The organism is Saccharopolyspora sp. NPDC047091 (assembly GCF_040643635.1).
In the GTDB taxonomy this organism is placed as follows: domain Bacteria; phylum Actinomycetota; class Actinomycetes; order Mycobacteriales; family Pseudonocardiaceae; genus Saccharopolyspora_C.
On the sequence record NZ_JBEYUS010000009.1, the window covers coordinates 108993 to 133379 of the forward strand.

6 protein-coding genes (1 of these 6 cut by a window edge) are annotated in these 24387 nt (G+C 74.1%); all 6 read left to right on the top strand.

The annotated features are described in order from the left end of the window. Positions 1 to 20383 carry the final stretch of a hypothetical protein gene (locus ABZ805_RS07020; protein ID WP_358435567.1) on the top strand. It extends 40067 nt beyond the left edge of the window, so the window shows 20383 of its 60450 coding nt (coding positions 40068–60450); its start codon lies off the left edge, out of view; it ends in the stop codon at positions 20381 to 20383. 82 nt (positions 20384 to 20465) lie between these two features. Then, positions 20466 to 21032 (top strand): type VII secretion system-associated protein, encoded by a 567-nt coding sequence (locus ABZ805_RS07025; RefSeq protein ID WP_358435570.1) that lies wholly within the window; start codon positions 20466 to 20468, stop codon positions 21030 to 21032. Positions 21033 to 21063: 31 nt separating this feature from the next. Beyond that, the gene (locus ABZ805_RS07030) at positions 21064 to 21798 is read left to right on the top strand and encodes a type VII secretion system-associated protein (protein ID WP_358435572.1); all 735 of its coding nucleotides are present in this window, start codon (positions 21064 to 21066) and stop codon (positions 21796 to 21798) included. 95 nt (positions 21799 to 21893) lie between these two features. After that, the gene (locus ABZ805_RS07035) at positions 21894 to 22850 is read left to right on the top strand and encodes a hypothetical protein (protein ID WP_358435575.1); all 957 of its coding nucleotides are present in this window, start codon (positions 21894 to 21896) and stop codon (positions 22848 to 22850) included. 47 nt (positions 22851 to 22897) lie between these two features. Continuing rightward, entirely contained in the window at positions 22898 to 23515 is a 618-nt protein-coding gene (locus ABZ805_RS07040) for a type VII secretion system-associated protein (RefSeq protein WP_358435577.1), read from the top strand. After that, entirely contained in the window at positions 23512 to 24126 is a 615-nt protein-coding gene (locus ABZ805_RS07045; RefSeq protein WP_358435579.1) for a type VII secretion system-associated protein, read from the top strand. Before ABZ805_RS07040 ends, ABZ805_RS07045 begins: the two co-directional genes overlap by 4 nt. Positions 24127 to 24387: the final 261 nt, after the last annotated feature.

Consider the following 24387-nt stretch of genomic DNA (forward strand, 5'->3'; position numbering starts at 1 on the left):
CACCGGCCGCGACGAGGACGCCGTCCGCGACGAGGGCGCGCGCACCGACGACGCGACCACCCGCGGTGAGGACGCCACCCGCGGCGAGGACACCGCCCGCGGCGAGGACACCGCCCGCACCGAGGACGACCCGGCGTCCCGCACCGAGGACGACCCGGCGTCCCGCACCGACGAGGACCCGGCCACCCGCACCGAGGACGACACCACCCGCCCCGACGAGTCCGCCCCGCCGCGCCGCCGCCGCTGGCTGGGCCTGCCGAGCTACCTGTCCCGCGGCCGCGGCCTCGGCGCGGGCGTGCAGCTCAGCCGCACCGAAGGCGCCGACCAGGTCGTCGCCGCGGTGACCGGTTCGCTCGACGGCAAGGCGAAGCAGCGCGAGATCGACGCGCTGAACCACGCGGTGCGCAACGAGTTCGGTTCCTTCCTCGGCGACGGCCGGGTCGTGACCATCGGCGACGAGCGGTTCCGCATCAGCTCCGACCTGGACTGGTCGGGCCGCACCCCGTCGGAGGCTCCGGCGAGCTCGAACGCGGCGTCCACCGGCGGTTCCACCGGTTCGAAGGCGGCCACCAGCACCGGCCGCACCCCGATGTCGCGCTGGTTCTTCTTCGTGCCGACGGTCCCGGGCATGTTCGTCATCGGTGCGGTGAGCGTGCCGACCGACGTCGGCTTCTCCCGGTCGAACTCGCGGGAGAACTCGCAGAGCACCCGGCTGACGGTGGCGCTGCCGGAGACGGTCGCCGACGGCGCGTCCGGCTACCGCGGCATGACGGCGCAGCGGGTGCCCGCCTCGTTCACGATCACCCGCCTCGACGCGGCGGGCGACCCGATCGGCCCGACCACGTTCGTCGGCAGGCGCCCGGGCATGGACCCGGTGGCCGTGGAGCTGAGCGTCCCGGTCGGCCTCGGCGGCGAGGGCCGCGAGGTGGCGGTGCCCGCGGCGCTGCCACCGTCGGTGGTGGAGAACGCCGACGTCCGCGGCAGCGCCCGCGGCCGCTACCAGGGCAAGTCGCTGCCGCGGCGGTTCGGCCGCCAGGACGGGATCGTCGAGCAGGTCGCCGCGCACCTCGGCAAGCTGAGCAAGGACGGGCAGAACACGCTGCGCTCCTTCCTCAGCTCGGCGAACGTGAAGCAGCGACTGCCGGAGATGGCCGTGACCCCGGAGCAGGCGGCGAAGGGCCACGGCTGGATCCAGTCCGACGCGCTGCTGCCCGGCGGCAACCCGCTGAAGCGGCTGCTGCCCGGTCACACCCGCGCGGTGCAGATGCGGGTGGTCGCCCGCAAGGTCGCCTACGAGCAGACCATCGAGGGCGCGCACTACGCGGAGGTCCGCACCGAGGGCTCCAGCACCAGCAGCACCAACACCACCGCCCGCGACGGCGGCGGCTCGCTCACCGCGGGCCCGGGCTACGACGTGGGCGTGGTGTCGGTCGCGGCGGGCGTCAACGTGGCGCTCGGCGGCGGGCACGGCCGCGGCCAGGAGTACGGCCGCAGCACCGGATCCGAGCAGGGCACCTCGCACACCGGCGACGTGGTGCGCTACCGCACCGTCTACGACCTGCAGGTCCGCAAGCCCGGCGACTCGCCGATCACGTTCGCCGAGGCGGTGGACGCCCACCAGCTGGCGCGACCGGAGGACGCGGGCGCGGCGGGCATCACCGCGGACGGCACCACCACCGCACCGGTCGGCAGGCAGGAGGTCGCCGACGCGGCCGCCTCCGCCGCGCTGGACCACAACGCGGCGAGCGAACTGCTCAGCAAGGTCATGCGCGATTCGGCGGCGGAACTGCCCGGCCACCACCGGTGGAAGTGGCGGGACACGTCCTTCGTCACCGAGTTCGACGACCCGAAGCTGGCGCACGGCATCAGCGGCAAGGGCGAGCGGCAGCTGGCCCGCGGCGAGCAGATCCACGAGGCCGTCTCGCCGGAGCAGCTGGTGCGCCGGGCACCGGACATGGTCGCCGACCGGCCGCTGCACCTGGACCTGCAGCCGGAACCGGGCCGCGGCAACGACTACCGCGCCTCGTTCCAGGTGAAGGCGGAGCTGCAGGGCGAACTGCGCCCGCTCGGGCCCGCCGAGGGCACGCCGAGCTCGGCGGCGCTCACCGAGTCCGAGTCCGGTTCGCACGCCAAGTCGCGCAGCTGGTCCCTCGGCGGCGGCATCGTCGCCCGGCTGTACACGGCGCTGCACGGCACGGGGATGATCACCACCCAGCACAAGGGCGGCTACTCCCGCACCACGGGCACCGAGGTGGGGCAGCGCGCCGGCGGGTCCACCGGCGGCGTCCGCGGCGGCACCCTCGACGGGTCCGGCAACGTGCGGCCGGAGCCGATGCAGCGCTACGCGGCGACGGTGAAGCTGACCACCACCGGGCAGCACTGGTCGCGGGCGAACGAGCTGGTCCGCGGCGTGACCTTCGGTTCCCGCGGCCTGGACACCCCCGAGCTGCACGACCTGCGGATCGTCGACGAGTCGGCGGCCGCCGAGGGCCGCGAGCCCGGCACCGTCACGGTCGACGTGGTGGTGGAGCTGCCCGCCTCGCACGGCCCGCTGCGGGTGGAGGTCGCCCCGGAGAACCGGACCGAGCTGCCCGACGTCTCGCTCAACCGCAGCGCGGAGCTGCGCCGCGGCGCCTCCCGCAAGCTGGACGGGTTGCAGGTCGTGGCCTTCCACGGGCTGGAGCACGTGCGCGACTCGGTGCGGTCGATGCTGGCGAAGGCGTCGAACGACCCGATCTGGCACTTCGCCGACGGCGACAACTCGGGCCTGATCGACCAGGCGATCTCGGTGGAGGCGCTGCGCGGCGACCCGCGCGCGTTCAGCAGGCGCACCAAGCTCAACGGGTTCCGCTGGCACCGCAGGCGCGCCGACGTCGAGGCCGCCGCGGCCGTGTCCTACATGCTGCGCGACCCCGAGGTCGTGGAAACCCAGTGGCAGCAGCCGAAGCAGTCCACGACGGGGGCGACCTCCTCCGGTCAGGACGTCACCGGCACCTGGTCCGGCGCCAACGCGGTCGAACCCGCGATGATCATGTTCAGCGAGACCTCGAACCACACGCCGGGCACGGCCGCGCACGGCGTCGGCCTGTTCATGCACGAGCTGAGCCTGTGGATGGGCAGCTTCAGCAAGAAGGCCGGCCACCGCACCGAGGTCTCCGCGGAGCGCGCGCTGGCGCAGGAACCGCGCCGGATGCACCTGATCAACGCGAAGGTGGAGACCACCGTCGCCGCCGAGGCCATCCGCCGCGGCAACCTGGACCGCTGGCGCCTCCGGAAGCCGAAGCCGACGGGCACGGCCGCCGAGCGCTTCGAACTGCCCGGCGCGGTGCGGGTGCTGGTCACCGACGAGCAGCTGCACGAGATCCGGATCAAGCAGGCCGAGGAGGACGCGCGCCGCGCCGCCGAGCAGGCCGAGCAGGACCCGCCGGAGCTCCCGCCGCCGGACCGCTCCTCCGAGCCGGGCCGCACCAGCGCGGTGCCGGACGGCGTCCGGCTCGGCGCGCCGCGCTGGGCGGGCGGCGTCACCGAGGCGATCGACCTCAGCGACCGCATCCAGCCGCTGTACGAGCAGCTGGTGCGCACCGTCGGCCAGGAGAACGCGGACCGGCTGCTGCCGTCGTCCTCGGTGGAGACGCCGCACGACAACCACCGCGAGGTGGAGCGGTCGCTGTCGCAGCTGCAGGCCTCGCTGGAGGACCTGGCCAACGGCGGCGCGACCTCGTTGATCCGCCAGGAGTTCCGGGTCAGCGGCGAGACCTTCGAGCTGCGGGTGGACGCCTCGCTGGTCGGCGAACCGGAGCTGACCGGCATCAAGCACGGCGAGCTGTCCAAGGCCACCTCGTCCTCGTTCACCACCAGCGTCGCCCGCAAGTTCAGCCGGGTCCTCGTCGAGGCCATGACGATGATGGCGCCGGCGGGCATGTTCCAGAACGAGTCGGCGCTGCACTCGGCCGAGGCGGACCCGAACGCCAAGCACGGCGCGCCGTACGGCAACTTCGGCTTCGGCGGCATCCACGTCCTGGAGTGGCTCAAGCAGACCCGCGAGTCCAAGCAGGACGAGGCCACCCAGCACCAGCACACCGAGTCGGTGCGCGGCGCGCTCGCCGAGCACCGGGCCGAGGTGCTGTTCGACGTCCGCATCGAGCGGCACGGCGAGCGCGTCGCGGCCGCCCCGGACACCCGCACCGTCACCACGCACAGCGCCGTCGAGGACGCCCGGGTCGCCCCCGAGGGCGGCTCCCGGAAGCCGGTGGTCACCGCGCGCACCGCCGCCGACGCCACCCCGGAGGCGCTGTCCGAGTGGCGCGGCTCCGGGCACCCGGAGGCGCTGCCCACCGATCCCGCGCAGTACCGCGTGATCGACTTCGACGGCGACACCGCGGGCCTGGTCGGCGCCGCCGAGCAGGCGCTGGAAGGCGCCCGCGTCGACGTGGACCCGCACCTCCGGACGCTGCTGCGCGCCGAGCTCACCCCGAGCAGGCTCGCCGCGCTGCTGGACGCGCACCGGGACTCCGCGGAGGGCGTGCCGCTGGACCTGCCCCCGGACCTGGGCGTGAAGCTGACCGTCCACCCGAAGGTGCCGGGCGACGGCGAGCTGGTCGGCGCCAGCGGACGCATCCAGCTGGGCGGCAGCACGACCTCCACCGGTTCCACGCACACCGAAGTGGCCACCGGCAACGGGAACATGATCGCGGCGGTGCCGATCGTGGCGGCCGGCGTGCCGCAGGCCCCGCACTCGGCGACCTACGCCGACGGCCGCACCCCGTTCGGCGCCACCGGCGACTGGGCGCTGGCGATGGAGCCGCTGGGCGCCGCCGGTGCGGAGCACGAGCAGCAGGGCGCCGGGTCGACCGGTGGCGGCGAGCTGCCCGCGCCCGGGCCGCGCCCCGAGCAGAGCTCGATCACCAGCGCGTGGGCGCACGGCGCCGAGTTCCGCATCGTCGCCGAACCGACCGGCACGCTCACCACCAAGCGCACCGCCGTCGTCGACGCCGAGTTCGCCCCGGGGAACGGCTACGTGCTGCGCCGCGCGGACCGCGGCGACCTGCTGCCCGAGTCGCTGGTGCGCGCCACCGAGGACTTCGCCGCCCGCGACCGCGAGTGGTCCGAGGCCCGCGCCGCCCGCCGCGCCGCCGACCCGTTCGGGCCGGACGTGGACGGGGAACTGGTCGCCCGCCCCGACGAGGAGTTCGCGTTCCGCGCCGCCACCGAGGCCGAGCAGGCCGCGGAAACCGCCTGGTGGCAGGCGAAGCAGCACTACGACGCCGAGCTGGCCGCCGCTCGCCGCGACCCCGGCCTCAGCGGCACCACCCCGGACCAGCGGCTGGAACTGCCCCGCGACGGCGGGCAGTTGCCGCCCGCGGAGCGCGCGAAGCTGTACTCGCTGGCCAGGGAGGTCGTGCGGGCGCACGACGAGGGCACCCCGGTGGTCGCCCGCTACCGGGTGACCGGCGAGGTCGGCATCCGCTCCGCGCAGGACTTCTCCGCGATGATGTCCGAAGTGGACCGTTCGCTGCGGCTGGCGCAGTACGGCCTGCCGGACGCGGAGCGGCTGCGCCGGACCGCGCTCGGCATGGGCGGCACCCCGCACTTCGTGGACGGCGAGGGCCCGACCCGGGTCGAGGTCTGGCTCGAACCGGCCCCGGTGGCCCGCCGCGCGGACGGCGACGCCGAGCCGGTCGGCGTGCCGCGCGTGGAGGTCGAGGACACCGACGGCTCGCAGAACGGCGAGACCTCGCAGCGCGGTGGGACTTCGCGGGACGGCGAGGACGGCCGCGACGACGCGACCCCCCGGAACAGCGGGGAGAGCCGGGACGGCGGGGAGAACCGGGACGGCGAGAGCTCCCGGGACGAGCAGGCCTCCCGCGACGGCTCGCGCACCGAGGACGAACCGCGGGGCCGCGAACGCGAGCGGCTCGCACCGCCGGAGCGCTCCCGCTCGATGGTCCCGCGGAGCATCAGCCAGGACTGGTCCCGCCCGTCGCACCCGACGCCCGACCTGACCGACGACGCGATCGAGCACACCTACGGCATCACCACCGAGAACCAGCGCCTGTTCCAGGAGTTCGTCGAGGAGCACCAGCTGGTCGTCGACGTGCGCCCGACGAACCCGGACTCGGTGCGGCTGCTCAAGGAGGGCGCGTACCCGAAGCCGCTGGAGATCAAGGCGAAGACGATCAACCGGCTGGACGTGCGGCTCGGCGCGCCGGAGCACGGCCTGGGCGCGGTCGGCTTCTTCGAGCCGACGCTGCCGGAGGACGTCACCGAGGCGGAGGCCCCCGGCCTGCGGGAGCGCGCGAAGCAGCGCCTCACCGAGTACCGCGAGCTGTTCGGCACCATGAAGGACCTCGCGAAGCAGTACTGGGTCGAGGACGGCGTGGTGCGCACCAACTCGGGTCTCACCGAGGACGGCACCGCCCAGGACGTGCCGGTGGCGGGCGACCACGACGTGTTCAACATCCGCTCCGCCGAGGACGGCCGGGTGCTGCCGGAAGGCCGCTACCACGAGATGGTGCGCGAGCTGATCGCCCGGAAGATGGGCGTGCAGCACGGGGCGCACCGCTACTGGAACCCGCGCCGCGCCACCTACGAAGCGACGATCTTCGACACGATCAACCGGGGCCACGACCCGGGCCACGAGCCGCTGATCCGGTTCGCCCCCGGCGAGCCGCCCACCGAGGTGCACGCCGACCTGCCGGACATCCCGCAGGCGGGCGCCGACTTCGCCGCCGACATGGCCGCGCTCGCCGAGCGCTACCTGGGGCCGGAGCCGCACCGCGCGCTCAGCACCGACCCGACGTCCCGGTGGCAGCAGTCGTACGAGCCGCAGCGGGAGCGCTACGACTCGCGGGTGCAGGCCGGGCTGGAAGCCGCCGCCGAGAACCTGTTCGACGAGAGCCGCGGCCGCACCCGCGACGGCGGTGGCGCGGAGTCTCGGGACGTCTCGCCGTTCACCCGCCTCGAAGGCGACCCGCCGCCGAGCACCGAACCGCGCACCGAACCGGCGCGCACCCCGGCGGAGGACGCCCAGCACGGCTACGACGCGGTCGTGCCGCCGGAGCTCGCGCTGCCCGAGCAGCAGGTGCGGGATCGGGCCGCCGAGCTCACCTCGTTCGGCGACCCCGCCGCGCTGGAGCGGCACGCCCTCAACGCGGGCACCCCGGACCTGCTGGCCAGGCTGGGCTCCCGGATCGACGCGCTGCCCGACGACGCCCGCCGCCAGGAGCTGCGCTCGCTGGTCGCGGACGCGGTGCTGGCCGCCACGGCCGTGCCGGTGCACACCACCGAGCTGTCCCGCAGCCGGACCGAGCGGGCACCGCTGCGCCCGATCACCCCGTCCCGGCTGGACCAGCTGCTCGTCGACGCCGAGCAGGCGCTGCGCGTCGGCCTCGACCCGCTGCGCACCGCGGGCCAGGAGCTCACCGAGATCGGTTACCGCGCCGACGAGCCGATGCCGGCGCGGCTGGCCCGGCTCGGGCTGCTGGCGCTGAACTCGCCCGCGCGGCAGGCGACGCTGGCCGAGCCGCTGTTCAGCGTGCTGCTGGCGAACCCGGAGGCGCTGCTGAACTCCTGGTTCGGCGCCACCGGCAACGAGCGGCAGCTGTTCCTGAACACCTGCCTGAGCGCGGCGGTCAACTCCGAGGTGCGGGCGTCGGTGCCGACGCTGGCCGGGCTGCTGCAGGTCGGCCGCGGGGTCGCCGACGCGACGCTGCACGACCTCGCGAAGGTGCACCCGGACCAGCGCTCCCGCTGGGAGAACCTGACCGGGCGCAGCTACGAGGACATGGTCCGCAGCCGCGTCGACGAGTCGAAGGCGGCCTTCGCCGGGCTCCGGGCCGACGCCCTGCGGCTGGTCCGCGAAGACGGCGACCGCGCCGAGTGGGCCGAGCTGACCGACCGGTGGTCGCGCACCATGCAGAAGCTCTCCGGCGCCTCGCTGCGCGACACCCCGCCGGTGCTGACCCGGCAGCTGTTCCCCGGCCAGTGGGCGCTGAGCGGGGTGCTCGCCGCGCCGCTGGCCGTGGTGGACCGGCTCCGCCGCCGCCTCACCGGTGTCGACGCCGCCACCTACACGCAGGCGCTGCGGACCCAGTTCGCGCTGGAACCGGACGCCTCGCCGTTCGGCGGCCACGACGCGCACACCGCGGGTCGCGGGGGATCGGCACCGCTGGCCGGGCACCTGGCCACCGCCGAGGGCCGGGCCGACTTCTGGCAGCGGATCGCCGAGCGCCACGGCGCCGTCGTCTTCACCACCGGCCACGGGGTCTTCGTGCGCGCCGCCGAGCACGACGGTGCGCAGGTCTTCGTGATGCACGACCCGATGTTCAACGGCTCCACCCGGTTCGACGGGGAGGCGTTCGCCCGCTGGGCGGAGGACAAGTGGGCGGAGGTCTCGCCGCGCCTGCTGCCGGACGAGGACGAGGGCACGTCCTCCGACGACGGCGGCCCGCCGCGCGACGACGACGAACCGGACCAGGGCTCCGACGGGGAACCGCCCGCCCGGGACCCGGAGGACGCCGAGGACGCCGACGGCCCGGCCGGGGAGGAGCGGGACGGCACCGACTCCGAGCCGGACCGGTCCTCCGACCCGGAGCCGGAGGCCGCGCGCTCCGACCGGGACGGTGCCGAGTCGACCCGCACCGAACCGGGCGAGGAGTCGACCCGCAGCGACGTGGGCGACGAGTCCGCCCGCACCGAACGGGGCGACGAGTCCACCCGCAGCGACGCCGACCCCGCCGAGCCGGAAGGCCTCCGCGCGGAGTCGGAGACCTCGCGCACCGACGTGGCGAACTCCCGCCCGGACCAGGAGAACGCGCGCGTCGAACCCGAGAACTCGCGGACCGAGCCGGAGGGCGGGCGGACCGAGGACTCCGCGGAGATCGCGTCGGAGCACCCCCGGACCGAATCGGCGGACACCCGCACCGGCCGGGACACCACCCGCGAGCAGGACCGCGCCGGCGAACCCGCCCGCGAGACCGCGGAACTCGCGGGGGAGACCGCGCGCGACACTCCGCGCACCGACCCGGCCGAGGCCGGTCTGCCCACCCCGCCCCCGCGGGCGCACCTGCGTGCCGCCGACTCCGATCCGACCCCGATCGGCGCGCTGCCGCGCGACCTCGACGGCACCGAGCGCGCGGGCACCCCGGGGCGCGAGCAGGCGAGCGACCGCACCGGCGACGCCGTGATCGACATCGACGGCACCGCGCCGCTGCAGGGCCCCCGCACCGAGCGCACCCAGCTGGTGGCGGACCTGGTGCGGCACAACGCGGTCATCGCCGACAAGATCGACGGCACCGCGGTGCGCCACGACGTGCGGGCCGAGCTGGAGGGCGCGGGCGTGCCCGCGGACCGGGTCGAGGCGCTGCTCGACGGCCTCTCCGACATCGCGCTCAAGGACGACTTCAAGACCCTCACCCACGAGGGCCTGCGGCTGCGGTCCGGCCACGGCGCGGCCGCCGTCGAGGTCCACGTGCGGCTCAGCACCGCCGACGACACCGCGCCGGACGCCACCGGCACGCCGACCGAGGGCAAGCAGGACTTCGCGCACGGCACCGACGTCGTCGCGGGCGGCGCCTACGGCAAGACCACCGGCGCCAAGGCCTCCGCACCGCGCCGCGACGGCGGGTTCACCCACTTCCTGTCGCTGCCGCTGGGCACCCGGTTCCCGGTCCGCACCATCGACCCGACGGTCGGTTTCCGCGGCGCCACCCCGACCTCGTCCTGGATGCACTCCGACACCACCGAGCTGGAGCACAGCGCCAGCTACACGCCGCCGAACACCTGGTCCGGCAGCACCCACGACCTCGTGCACGAGGTCGTGGTGCGGTACCCGGACGACACCTCGGTGCTCGCGGGCAGCCGGCCCGGTGGCGCGGAGCTGAGCATGCCGGAGATCTTCACCGAGCTGGACCCGGCGGCGGCCAAGGCGAACGGCGGCCCGCGCGCCACCTTCGTGCGCGGCGACCCGGCGCTGTTCGACGTGCTCACCGACGTGGTGGGCGAGCACCCGGACTGGCGGGACTCGCCGGGCACGCTCAACTCGCCGGTGCGCAACGACCTGCTGGAGCTCAGCGGCGGCAAGAACCTCTCGCACCTGGGCAACGACGTGCTGGACGGCACGACGATCACCAAGGCGCTGGAGACGCACAACAGCGCCGGGCGACGCCGCACCGCGCAGGTCGAGATCCGGCTGCGCCAGAGCGGCGGCCGCGGGTTCGCCGCCCCGCTGCAGCCGGACCCGGAGACCGCGTCCCGGGCAGGCAGCGACTCGGCGGACTCCTTCCGCACGGCGCCGGAAGAGGCGCCGGAGGAACCCGGCAAGACGATGCTCACCGAGCAGGGCCGCGGCTACAAGCACGAGGCCTCGCACACCGTCGGCTCCACCCAGCCGTTCAACGTGAACGCCGGTCTCGGCCTCGGCTTCAGCTGGAGCCTGTTCGACAACCCGGACACGCACCAGCCGAGCTACGTGCACGGCGACCGGCTGGACCTGCGCTTCGACGGGCGCGCGTTCCGCTCCAGCGGCCAGGACCGCTCGTCGGTGCTGACCACGGAGAACACCGCGGCGACCACCTGGTTCGGCAGCGGCAGGCTGCACGGCGTCGCCAGCGACCTCGACTACGACATCACCGTCCGCTTCGACGACGGGCAGGTGCTGGAGCGCACCCACCACGTGCCGGAGGGCGCGACGACCTGGACGCTCGCCGACGACCCGGCGACCGACGCGGCGAAGGACGCCGAGGACGCCGGCCACCCGGACGAGGCGAACGAAGCGCCGTTCTCCCCGCACAAGGTGATCGGCGCCGCCGAGACGCACTTCCCCGACGCCGACCGGCTGCGGGAGTCCGTCCGGGACCGGCTCCCGGCGGACGTGGTGCGCGACTTCGCGGGCACGAGCCGGAACGTGCGCGTCTCCGACAACGAGGTGGCGCTGTCGCACTTCCTGTCCGCGCGCGGACTGCTGGCGCACTCGCCGGAGCTCAACGGCGACGGGATGTCGTTCCTGCTGGGCCGCGGCGACAGCGCGCGGGCCGGGATCCCGGACGACTTCCTGCGCGTCGTGGTCCGCGCCGTCGACCCGGTCGAGCACGCGTGGACGGCCTGGGACGGGGAGCCGCCGATCGACCGGGACGGTGGCGAGCCGTCGGGTGCCGAGCGCGATGGGGCCGACCTCGACGGGGCCGAGCGGGATGGTGCTGAACGGGACGGCGCTGAACGGGACGGCGCCGAGCTCGACGGTGCCGAGCCGGCGGGGATCCCGACGATCACCGTCACCGACGTGGACGCCCCCGCCGGGCGCGCCGCGGAGAGCGACGGCAGCAGCGCCGCCCGCCGCTACACGCCCGACACCGACCGGAACGCCGACGGCTCCGGCTGGGGCGAGGCCACGCTGCGCGGCGAGCTCCAGCAGAAGAGCCGCATCGACCACTCCGAGACGGTCCGCGGCGCCACCACCGCGGGCGGCAGCTCCGGGGTGCGCGCGGGCGTCGGCTCCTCGCGGATCAACCGGACCCTTGAGTTCACCGGCGGCTACAACCGCTCCTTCGGCGGCGAGCAGCGCACCCTGGAGTCCTCCAGCGGGCAGGGCCGCGGTTTCGGCTGGGCGGGCACGAAGTTCAGCTCGCACTCGCGCCAGGTCGACTACGAGGTGTCCCTGCACGGCAAGGGCGTCGCGGAGACCTTCACCGTGCGCGGCGGCGAGGCCACCACCTACCGCAGCGGCCGCACCCGCCTCACCGAGCCCGGCCTCGACCGCGACGGCGCCACCGATCGCGACGGCGCCGTCGATCAGGGCACGGTCACCGACCGCGACACCGCCGTCGATCGGGACACCGCCGCCGACCGCGACAGCGCCGCCGATCAGGACAGCGCCGACGACCGCAACAGCGCCGACGACACGTCCACTGACAGCGACAGCACCACCGACAGCGACAGCACCGCCGACACCAACAGCACCGCCGACACCGAGCTCACCACCGACACCGACGCCGAGGGCGGCAGCGGGTTCCACCAGGTCGGGCACGACAGCCCGCGGCGGCCCGAGGGCTGGAAGCCCGCCTCGCTGCCGGACCACTTCGCGGTGCACGGCTTGGACCTGACCCCCGGTCGCGCCGGCCGCATCACCGGCCACCTGCTCGGCGAGAGCCCGGCGGGCGCGCAGGTGGCCGAGCAGCAGGTGCACGCGTTCACCGGCGAGGACTCGGTCGCGGTGAACCTGGACCGGGTCACGACCGGCACCTACCGCACGCCGGTGCACCGCTACGCCGAGGGCGAGTTCTTCAGCTTCCGCAACCGGGTCGGCGACGCCGCGATGCAGGTGGCGCTGAGCAACCCGCGCGTCTCGGGCCCACCGACGAAGATGACGTTGACGTTCATCGGCAAGACCACCGGCTCCACCGGGCACGGCGCGGACCGCACCCGCAACGACTACACGTTCGGCAACGGCCGGATCAGCGCGGCGCCGATCAAGAAGTTCTACCTGCTGCCGCAGACCGGCTACGGCTACTCGCGCTACGACGTCGAGGGCGAGTCGTTCAAGCAGGAGCACGAGCACACGACCACGACCACCTACGACGGCCCGGCCTACCTGGTCACCTTCGACACGACGACGCTGCTGTCGGCCCGCGACGTCGACCACACCGGCGCCGGCCCGTACGACGGCCGCCGCGTCGGCGACTGGCAGCACTCCGAGGCACACCGGCGGGATTCGGTGCAGGTGTGGGTGCCTGCCGCGGAGATCGACCAGATCGGGTTGCCCGCGGGCTGGGACGCCGGGCACGAGCAGGCGAAGGCCGACGCCCGTGCGAACGCCGAGTCCGGCCGGGACGCGGCCGCGACCCGCGAGGACGGCGGTGCCCGCGAGGACGGGGCCGACCGGGCCGCCCGGGACGAGGACGGCGCGACCGGCGAGCGCGACGGCGCGGACGGCACCCGCTCCCCGGCGGACACCGCGGCGCGGACCGAGGGCGAGCAGGCGCGGACCGAGGACGAGCAGGCGCGGACCGAGGACGAGCAGAACCGAACCGACGACGAGCGGAACCGCACCGAGGACGAGCAGAACCGCACCGAGGACCCGGCCGAGAGCCGCCGCGCCCCCGCGATCACCCTCGACGGCCACGCCTCCCCGAGCGTGCGCCCCGAGGTCACCGAACGCCTCGTCGCCCAGATCAAGGACGCGCTGCTCAAGGTCGACCCGGACGTGGTGCCGCGCTCCGACCTGGCCCGCTTCACCCGCTTCCTCACTTCCGGGATCGCGGAGGGCGTGCGGCACGTCGCCTACGGCGCCGGGCACCGGGTCGCGTCCGAGGAGCTGGCCCAGCAGGTGCTCGGCGAGGTCTCGCCGAGCGGGGTGGCGCGGCTGCTACCGGACCTGGTGGGCCTCGGCAAGGAGTGGTCCACCTCGGTGGACGGCCCGCTGGGGTCGTCCCGGGTGACGCTGGCACTGCGCGCCCGGATCGGCGAGGGCCGCTTCGACGGGACCGACGAGGGCTGGTCGGACAACCACCAGACGAAGGCCACCACGACGGAGGGCAGCAGCTCCTCGGCCAGCCGCTCGCACAACGTGAACTTCTCGGTGCGCAGCCCGATCTACACGAACCAGCAGATCGCGCGGTCGGTCGGCACCGGCGCGCAGACCACCGGTTCGCTGGCGGAGACGACCAAGCGCACCGCGGAGTCGGTCCGCGAGCGCACCACCTCGCAGTTCACCAACGGCGACATCGCCCGGTTCAGCCACCCGATCGAACTGGAGCTGGAGGTCCGCAAGACCTCGCACGCCAACCACGCGGCCCGCTCGCTCACCGGCGGCCTGGTGGACTGGGCGATGCCGGGCGTGCAGACCACGACCGTGCGGCTCGACCCGATCCCGGACGCGGTGCGCAGCTACCACCCGGAGGGCGAGAGCAAGCCGGGCGAGCGCGAATCCCAGCCGGTGACGGGCTTCCCGGAGGCGCACTACTCGCGGGTCGGCGCCCGCCAGGTCGCCGGGCTGGTCCGCGACGTCGTGGACGGCGTCCCGACCGGCGAGCACGTGAGCACCCCGCCCGCCGTGCCCGCCGAGGCCACCTCGGCCCGGCAGGCCATCAACACCGGGGCGAACGCCTCGGCGCTGTCGGCGCACCTGCCCGCGGCGCTGGAGGAGTCCGGCTACCGGATCGAGGGCCTGGACCACGACGCGCGGCACTGGACCGCGGCCGGGCAGCGGCATCCGCTGAGCGCGCTGACCTTCCACGCGGAGCTGAAGCAGGCGCGGGTCACGCCCGCCGGCTACACGCCGCTGGAAGGGCTTGAGATCAACAAGACCGAGGTCACCCGCGGTTCGGCGGGCGACGAGCGCTCCGCGGGTCCGATGTGGAACACCGCGATGGTCTCGGCGCCGCTCACCCTGTTCCCGCGGCCGAAGCCGGGATCGAGCTGGGAACCGGGCACCGCGATCACCGAGATGGGCGAGGTGTTCGGCCGCGGGCCCGCGATGAGCTGGCAGCGCACCGACGCCGCGACCCTCAGCGGGAAGAAGACCGAGGACATCACGCTCTCCGACGGCGAGGTGTACCTCGTCGAGGCGCGCACCGAGTGGACCGTCACCCCCGAGTACCGGGGCGAGGCGCCCGCCGAGTGGAGCACGCCGCGCACCGCGCAGGACACCGTCTACGTGCGCACCGACGCGAACGGGCTGCGCGCGATGGGCCTGGAACCGCCGAAGAAGGACGACGAGGGCTCGACCACCGACGCGGACGAGTTCTTCGACGCCGAGGACGGTTCGGCGCCGCGCGACGGCGAGAGGACCGCGCCGCGCGACGGCGACGAGTCCGTCCCGCGCGATGGCGAGGAGACCGCCCCGCGCGACCCGGCGTCCGAGCGGACCGCACGGCTCGACTCCGACCGGCCCGCGGGCCGCGACGCCGCCGAGTCCGCGGGCCGCGACGCCGAGCAGCGCGCGGGCCGCGACGCCGATTCCGAGGAGTTCTTCGACGCCGAGGAGCACCTCCCGGGCGAGCGGCGCGCGTCCGACGCAGACCTCGACGTCTCGATGCGGTTCGCGGACAACTACTACCCGCAGGGCTACGGCCGGGGCAGCCACTACCAGTACCCGCAGGGCTACGGCAGCGGCTCGCACTACCCGGCGTCCAGCGGCTACGACCACGCCGCCACGCCGGGCACCACCGTCCCGATCGCCTCGGACTTCTCCGACCCGCGGTCGAAGATCTTCGGGCGGGACGACCGCGGCCGCAAGCTCGGCATCCCGCTGAGCCAGATCGACTACGAGATCATGCCGTCGAGCGGGGACTACAGCAGCGGCATCTCGTTCCGCCGCACCGGTTACTCGCTCACCGAGTCCTCCGACCGGTTCGTGGCGACGCTGCCGGGGGAGCGGGTGGTCGACGCGGCGGCGCACACCACGCGTCCCGGGGACGTGCAGCTGGACGGTAACGCGTTCTTCGTGGACGCGGCGCGCGCGGGCGAGGGCTACGAGATCAGGCTCCGCGACGGCACGCCGGTGACGATCAGCCAGGAGACGCTCGGCGCGATCGTGTCCCGCGTCAACGACTTCCGCGCGTTCAACCGGGAGCGCAACTCCGCGGGCGACCCGGTCCCGCTGTCGGTGGTCGTGCTGAGCTCGCCGCGCGCCAAGGTGTCCGGGGTGCTGGCGCAGCTGCGCGAGGAGGGCTTCCAGGGCGAGGTGCTGCGGCCGCGCGGCGACGTCACCCAGCTCACCGACGGCCGGTTCGGCGTCGCGGGCAACGAGGGCTGGAGCCGCTACGGCCCGGGCAGCAGCAGCTCGAAGTTCGTGTACTCCAAGGGCAACGTCCGCAACATCAAGTTCTTCGAGCGCTACCTGCCGAACGCGGAGTTCATCCCGGACCACGACAAGGCCATCAAGGTCACGGACAAGAACTGGAAGGAGTACTGGATCACGCCGAGCGAGGCGCGGCCGAAGGCGTTCACCACGCGGGCCGGCGGGGTCTGGCGCGTCAACGGCCTGTCGTTCGTCGGCGAGAAGCACGAGGTCCGCACCGACGCGGCGATCGCCGCCGACCTCGACGGCTTCACCCGGGTCGTGCGCACCCGCCCCGGCGAGGGCATCTCCGACAAGCTCGTGCACCGGCTGCCGAAGCTGTCCCCGGAATACGACCCGACGGCCCGGCTCGCGGCGCTGCCGTGGCAGCTGGAACGCCGGAACGTCCTGGACGTGACGACCGGCAAGGTCAAGACCGTCCGGACCGGCCCGGCGCTGCTGAGCTCGCACGGCAACGCCGAAGAGATGACCATGCACATCAAGCGGGGCGACCAGCAGCTGGAGATGTGGCTGCCCGGCAGCTCGTTCATCTACATGCTGGTGCAGCAGAAGGAGTTCCAGGACCTCTACGCCGCCAACCCCGGCGTGGAGTTCGCGGTGACCGTCTGCGAGGCCGGGGCCGAGGGCGCCAAGGTGCTGCCGAAGATGATGGAGATGGCGAAGCGGTTCAGCATGCCGAACCGCTTCTTCACCGGTGCCGACACGATCAGCATGATCAAGCTGGAGGACAAGGACTGGAAGGGCGCCACCATCGGCGTCGCGAACAACAAGGGCTGGGTGTCCGCCTACGTCGCCGCCGACGGCCAGATCGTGCAGAACTCCTACCCGCACACCCGGTACTCCGACGAAGAGCTGGAGACGCTGCCGTTCCGCTCGAAGATCTCCAGCGGCGGGCACAACCACCGCGGCGCCGGGCCGGTGCCGCTGAGCACCGAGTACTTGAACCCGAACGTGTCGGTGCGGGCGCAGGACGAGCAGGGCAGGCCGGTGACGCTGCCCATCGACCAGATCGGCTACCGCCCGACCAGCGGGGAATCCGGCCTCGGTGTCGCGTTCGGGCGGCCGGAGTTCCGGCTCGACGGCGACGCGGACCGGGTCGTGGCCACCATGCCGGGCGAGACCGTCGAGCAGGCCGCCGGGCACGAGAAGCGGCCCGGCCACGAGACCGCGCTGCCGAAGGGCGCCAAGTTCTACGCCGAGGTCGCGAACACCGACCGCGGGTTCCAGGTCCCGCTGGTCGGCGGGCGCCACGCGTTCCTGCGCGGCGACGCGCTGGCCGCGGTGATCGGGCAGATCCCCGCCGCGAACGGGTTCCTGAACCGCGGCGCGCACCTCGCGCTGCTCGCCGACGACGTGGCTCCGGCCGAGGTCGTGGAGGGGCTCACCGCGCAGGGCTTCCAGAGCTCCGTCATCTCCACCGGCGGCAAGGTCGGCCAGCTGCCGGACGGGCGCCTCGGCGCCGCCGACAACGCCGGGTTCACCACGACCCGCGCCGACGGCACCGGCAGCGCGCACGGTCGGTACTCGGCGGGCAACGTGGCGAACATCGCGTTCTTCGAATCGGAACTGCCGCGCAGCTCGCACATTCCGGACGCCGACGCCCCGATCCGCGGCACCGACCTGGACGGCAACCCGTTCGAGTTCTTCCCGCACGAGGTGCACCGCGCCGGGTACCGCACCGGTGACGAAGGCGGCGGCCGCACCACCGCCATCGACTTCACCGGCACGGACCGCAGGCCGAACTTCGTGGTGAACCCGTTCAAGGTCCTCGCCGAGCAGGCGGACTCGATGCCGCAGGTCGCCCGCACCCGGCCGGACGAGGAGTTCAGCAAGACCTCCGCGTCCGAGCCGCGCAAGCTCGACACCCACGACCCGAATCGGCGGCTCGTCGACGCCCCGTGGACCCCGACGAAGATCGAGGTCACCGACCCGGCCACCGGGCAGCGCAAGGTCGTGGACGCGGGCCCGAACATGCTCGGCGGGCACGGCAGCGAACACCACGTCGGCGTGCTGGTGAACCGGGACGGCGTCGAGCACAAGGTCCGGGTCAGCGGCGCCGACTACGTCCGCACCCTCGCGCAGACCCCCGAGTTCCGGGAGATGCGCCGGGCGAACCCGCACAGCCCCTACCTGCTGACCGTGTGCAAGGCGGGCGGCGACGGCGGCAGCACCTTCTCCTCCGCGGTGCGCGAACTGCGCTCGATGTCGGTGCGCAACGAGGTCATCGCGGCCCGCGACGTGCTGGACCTGACGGTCACCGGGCGCAGGCCGCTCGTGTCCGTCGTGGACAACAAGGGCTGGGTGAGCAGCAGGCTCGACGACGGCACCGAGAAGACCGTGCTGCACGAGGGAACCCGCTACTCGGCGGCCGAGCTGGCGTCGTTCGCCGGCCACGGCTCGAAGGACGAGCCCCGCCGGAGCTCGACGTCCGCCGGCCCCGAGCGCACGCCCGCCGAGCACTCGATGTCCTTCGGCGAGGACGGCGGCCCCAGCGCCCCCCGCGGTCCGCGGCCCGGCCGGGAGGCGATCATCGCCGAGGTCGACAAGGCGGCCAAGGCCTGCACCTGCAAGCAGAACAAGAAGCAGTGGGGCCGCGTCACCAAGGACGTGGTGATCCGCTACGCCCGCAGCTACGAGGGCGACCGGACCGGGCAGAGCCTGCGGCACCTCGACCGGCAGATGTTCAACGCGGTCGTCGACGCGGAGCAGCGCGCGCGGGAAGGGGACACCGCCCCGGCCGCGGACGGGCGGAAGACGCCGGCCGCGATCGCCGAGCAGGAGCTCCAGACCATGCTGCACAACGGGCACCTGGTCTTCGCCAGCAACTACAACCGGTCCGTCTTCCGGCTGCACGACGTGCTGAACGAGCTCGGCGGCGGTGGCCGCGACGCGGACCTGGGCGGCAGCGACGCCCTGCAGCGGCTGGTGCAGCAGGACTTCGGCGAACCCGGCCGCGCCGGTGCGGACAGCGACGGCGAGGCTCCCCCGGCCGCGCCGCCGAAGAAGGGCCCCGGCAAGCGCGTCTCCGTCGTCGACGACCCGAGCGGCAAGCGCCGCCGCACCGTCGACGGCACCGACGAGTCCGCCCAGCTGCCCGGTGGCAAGGCGCTGCGCGAGATCGAGCGCCGGCGCCGCGACCGGCAGGCCATGCTGAAGGTGCGGGAGGGCCTCACCCCCGACACCCGGGCGATGGAAGTGGACGGTTCCGGGAAGGAAGTGTTCAAGCGGGACAACGAGACGCTGCAGGCGCTGCGCGAGGCCTCGCACATCCGCCTGGTCGACGTCTCCAACGACAAGGCGAACGACCCGGCCTACCGCGACTACCTGGCGCAGCTGCTCTCCGACGACGACGATTACGCTGGCTACGCGTACCTGGTGCACGACGGCGAGGGCGTGGGCAAGATGCACGCCGAGCAGAAGCTGCTCCAGCTGCTGCAGAACGCGGGGATCACCGCGGACGCCCAGGGCGGCCCCACCCACATCCGCGGCACCAAGCGCCCCTGCGACCCGTGCCGGTCGCTGCTGCGCTACTTCCGGGACAAGGTCGGCCTGGACCTGCGGTTCAACGACCGCGGCAACCACTACTACCGGGAGTCGCTGGAGACCGGGGTGCGCCACCTCGCCGGGTACGACGAGTCGAACGGCCCGGACCTCGGCGACCACCTGCGGCGCGGGCTGGGCGATCCGGAACGCGTGATGTACATGTCCGCGCCGAAGCACACCCGTCCCGCGCCCGCGAACTCCGCGCCCGGCCTGCAGGACGTCGAGCGCGGCGCCGAGGGCGGCGAGCAGCAGCGCTACTCGGTCCCGGAGAAGACGCGCGACACCCAGGGCGAGCCGGTGCTGGAGTTCCCGCCGGACTCCGACATCCAGGGCATGGTGGACACGCCCTCCAGCAGCGAGGCCGAGGACGACGCGGCCATCACCGACCTGGTCTCGCACACCCGGCACCTGCGGATCGGCAACCGGGCGGGCGCCGAGGCACCCGAGCTCAAGGAGCCCAGCGCGGTGCGCAAGCAGCGCGAGCAGGCCCACTTCGACGCCGTCGTCGCCCCGCAGCTGGAGCACGCGGCGGGCGAGGCGTTCTGGCGCGAGGTCGAGGCCCGCCCGCCGCGCGGCGGCAAGTTCAAGCTGGAGTTCCCCGACGAGCTGCGGCACAAGATCAAGGAGCTGCTCGACGAGACCCCGGAGCTCAAGCCCCGGATCTCCGAGCGCCTCCGGATGACCACGATCGCGATGGACAAGCAGCTGGACAAGATCGGCGGCGGTGCGACCCGCAAGCTGGCCTACCGCGTCGAGAACATCCAGGGCGCGGAGTCCCGCCTGGACACCGCCATGCCCGCCGAGTTCCGCGCCATGTGGGAGGCCGAGAAGCGGGCCGCGGCGAACGAGGGCCGCGACCCGAAGAAGCTGGACTCGAAGAAGGTGAAGTTCACCGAGGCGTTCGAGGACGTGCTGCACGCGATGGTCTACGAGGACGAGAAGAAGATCTCGATCAACTCGATCGCGCAGTACCTGCTCATGCCGGAGAACACCTTCAAGAACCGGATGCAGAACATCGCCAAGAAGCGCGGCGCCGGGAGCTAGCCCGGGAGCGGGCACAGCAGGTCGGGCGCGCAACGGCACGGATAAGGTGGGTCGCGGGGCGACCCCGATCGAAGGACTCCTGATGCGAGACGAGACCCCGCCGGACGGCGAGGACCGCCAGTGGGTGCTGCTGGTCGACCCGGCCTGGCAGCCCGAATCCGACGACGAGCCCGCCCCGCCGGAGGCCGTGGTCGGCGCCTGGGTGCTGGCGGACGGCGGTTCCGTCGGGCCGTTCCAGCCGAACCCCGGCTACCTGCCGTCCCGCGAGGACTCGCCGACCGACCCGGTCGACGCCGCCGTGCAGCTGGTGGTGCGCGGCGAGCAGCCGGAACGCGCGGCGATCGAGACGATGCGGGACGCGATGTTCGGCATCGCCCTCGACGGGCGCGGCGCCGCGATCGTGGCGCCTGCACCGGACGGGGTGCCCTCGGTGCTGGTGGCGACGTCCCCGGTGCACGCGCGGCCGCTGGACGTGCCGAGCTGGCAGGAGATCAGCGCCGCCGACCTGGCCGCCTCGCTGCCCGCCGAGGGCGTGGACGTGCTGCTGAACCCGGGCGCCCCGGCGTCGATGCGGGTGGTCGCCGCCGCGCTGAAGGACGTCCTCGCCGAGCCCGCGCCGACCGCGCCTGCCCCGTTCGCCCGGCCGTGACCGGACCGGCCCGGAGCAGGGCGAGCCGACCGTGACCACGAACCGAGAGGACCCCGCCGTGGCGGACACCGACAGCGCCGAGGCCGCGCGGGAGGACACCGGCGAGCACTGGGCGATGCTCATCGACCCGAACTACGAGCCGGCACACCCCGACGACCCGGTTCCGGAAGAGGCGATCGTCGGCGCCTGGTACGTCGACGACGGCGGCATCGCCGAGCGGTTCGCCCCGAACCACGCCTACCGGCCGTCGAGCCCGGACCTGCCGACCGACCCGCTGGACGCGCGGCTGCGCCTCGCCGCCCGCGGGGAGGCCACCGCCGACGAGTTCGTCGCCTCGCTGCCCGGCGCGCTGGTGTGCCTCGCGCTGGACGAGGACGGTTCGGCGATCGTCACCCGCGCCCCCGACGGGGTGCCCTCGGTGCTGGTGCTGACCTCGCTGGCGCACGCGCACCGGCTCACCGTCGAGTCCTGGCAGGAGATGGAGGTGGAGCGGCTCGTCGCGCTGCTGCCCGTGGAGGGCGTGGACGTGCTGTTCAACCCGGGCGGGGAGGCCTCGGTGCGGCTCGGCGCCGACGAGCTCCGCCACGCGCTCGCCGACGAGCAGTCCGAACCCGCCGAGCCCGCCGGAGCCGCTGGACCGGCTGGGCCTGCCGGACCCGCCGGGCCTGCCGGACCCGCCGGGCCTGCCGGACCCGCCGGGCCTGCCGGACCCGCTGGAACTGCCGGATCCGCCGGATCCGCCGAGCCGGGAACGGCCGGTTCGTGAGGGTTTGGCCGCGCACCGGAACCTCCGATCGGGGTAAGACCGGGGTCCGCGCGCGGCCGTGGGACCATCTTCCGCAGGAGAGAGAGGTGCGCCCGGTGTCCACTGCCGATCGAATGCACGACCTGTTGCTGCACTTGGCGGGACGGGTGCCGGACGACTTCCTCGCGTCGATGCGGGAAGTGCTGTCCACCGGAGTCGTCGGCCGGGTCGCGGGCTCGGTGTGCGAGGTGCTCGCGGCGGACAAGGTCTCGGTGACCATCGCCCAGGCCGGGCTGCTCAGCGAACTCGTCGACGACGCCGCCTCCGCCGTGTTCACCGGCATCCCCATCGCCGACGAGACCCCGCCCTCGGTGTGGCTGTTCGACGCCGACGAAGCCCCGGAGCGGACCGCCGAGGTGACCGCCGCGCTCACCGCGGTGCTGTCCCGGAACCCGGCCGCGCTCGGCCTCTGGACCGCCTGGCGCCGCCCGTCGCGCGGCGAGGGCTCCCCGCTGCCGGTGCACGTGGTCACCGCCGCCGCGGAGGCCGATCTGCCGCGGCTCAGCGGCGAACTGCACCGCGCGCTCGCCGACCACCCCGACGTGCCGCGGATCGAGGTGGTGGGGGAGCAGGACGCGCCCGCCTACCAGCGCGCCGCCCGCGGCCGCGGCACCCTGACCTGGGCCAGGGACGAACCGGTGGAGCTGCGCATCGCGCGGGTCTTCGACCGCGTCGACCCGGACCGCGGCCCCGAGTTCGACCGCGACCACCCGGTGCTCGAAGCCGACGACCGCGAGGAGGCGCTGGCCTACCTGCGCGCGGGCGAGCTGCTGCTGAGCACCGGTGCCGCGATGGACGACGTGGTCGACCCGGACCGCGGCCAGGTCGTGCCCACCAGCTACCGGGGCGACGGCGTCTGGCTGTGGCCGGACGCGGTCACCTACTACCTGGAGGAGCACGGGCTCGCGCCCGACGAGCACTTCCTGGAGCACATCCGCCGCGCGAGCGGGCTGCCCGAGCGGCTCGACGCGGTGAGCACCCACCGCGCGCTGCGGCACCTCTTCGAATCCTGATCAACCCCGCAGAGCGCATCCCCGGCGGGGAGTGAGGAGATCGCGGCATGCCGGACACGGGTGAGTCCCGCTTCTACCTGCTGATGGACCCGGGCTGGGCGCCGTCGGCCGCGGAGACCGAGCCCCCCGTCGAAGCGATCATGGGCCTGTGGCCGACGGCCGAGGACGGCGGGCTGGGCCGGTTCCGCCCCAACCCGGGCTACGCGCCCACCGATCCCGACGCGCCCGCCGACCCGCTCGACGGGCTGTTCCGGATGCTCACCGCGCGCCGCGCCGAACCGGACCAGCTGCGGCTGCTGCTGCACGACAGCGAGCTGGAGGTGGCGATCGGGCCCGGCGGCGGTCCGCTCGTGGTGCGCTCGCCCGACGACGTGCCGTGCCTGCTGGTGGCGACCTCGCCGCACTACCGGTTGGCCTCGGAGCAGATCGGTTCCTGGTGGCGGACCGGGGTGGACGGCCTCGCCGACCTGCTCCCGGAGGGCACCGACGTGCTGTTCAACCCGGGCAGTCCCGGTTCGCTGCGCCTGGTGGCCGGATTCGTGCGCTCCGCGCGGGAACCGTCCGCCGAGCAGCGCGCCTCCGCGCGCGCCGGCCTGCCCACCGCCGCCGGGGAGCAGTTGCGGCTGCTGGCCTGGCCGATCGATCCCGCCGAGGAGTCCCGATGAGCGAGCCGACCCCGGAGCAGGACCTCACCGCAGGAGCGCCGGCGGTGCCGGACCGGGAGACCACGCCGACCGACTGGATGATGCTCACCGACCCGGCGTGGGTGCCCCCGGAAGAGGGCGCCGAACCGCCCCGCGAAGTGCTGCTCGGCGGCTGGCCGATGTGGATCGACGGTTCCTGGGGCCGCTTCCAGGCCAACCCGGCTTACCAGCCGCTGAGCGAGGAATCGCCCAGCGACCCGGTGGACGCGGTGCTGCGCATCATGGTCCGCGACGACTACGGCGCGGAAGCGCTGCTGTCGGTGCTGGTGGACACCGCGCTGGAGATCGCGCTCGACGAGGACGGCGTCGCCGTCCTCGACCGCTCCCCGGACGGCGTGGCCTCGGTGCTCGTGGTCACCGCTCCGGTGCACCGGGACCGCGTCGACGCCGCCGACTGGCGCGGCACGCACGCCGCCGAGATCGCCGGAGCGCTGCCGGAGAGCGGCGTCGACCTGCTGCTGAACCCGAACTCGCCCGCGTCGATGCGGCTGTCGGCGGACGCCCTCCGCGCGCACCTCGCCGCGGATGAGGACGAGGCCGCCCGCGGATCGCTGCGAACCGAGATCGGATAGCGTGTGACCAGGGTGTCGCCCACCGCGATCACCCATGAAGGATGTCCCCAGGAACAGCGGCCCACCGGCTCCCGAGCCGCCGTGGCGACCGGTCGGCGGTTATGACTGAATCGGATCGCCGCAGCGGGCCGCGGTACCGCCGGTCCACCCGGCGCGCGGTCATCGCGGACGCGCCCGCAGCGCTTCGCGATCCTGATCGCCTCGGGCGCCGCCACGTCGCAGGAGTGGCCAGGAGCCGCTTCTCGGCGGGGGACGCGTCGG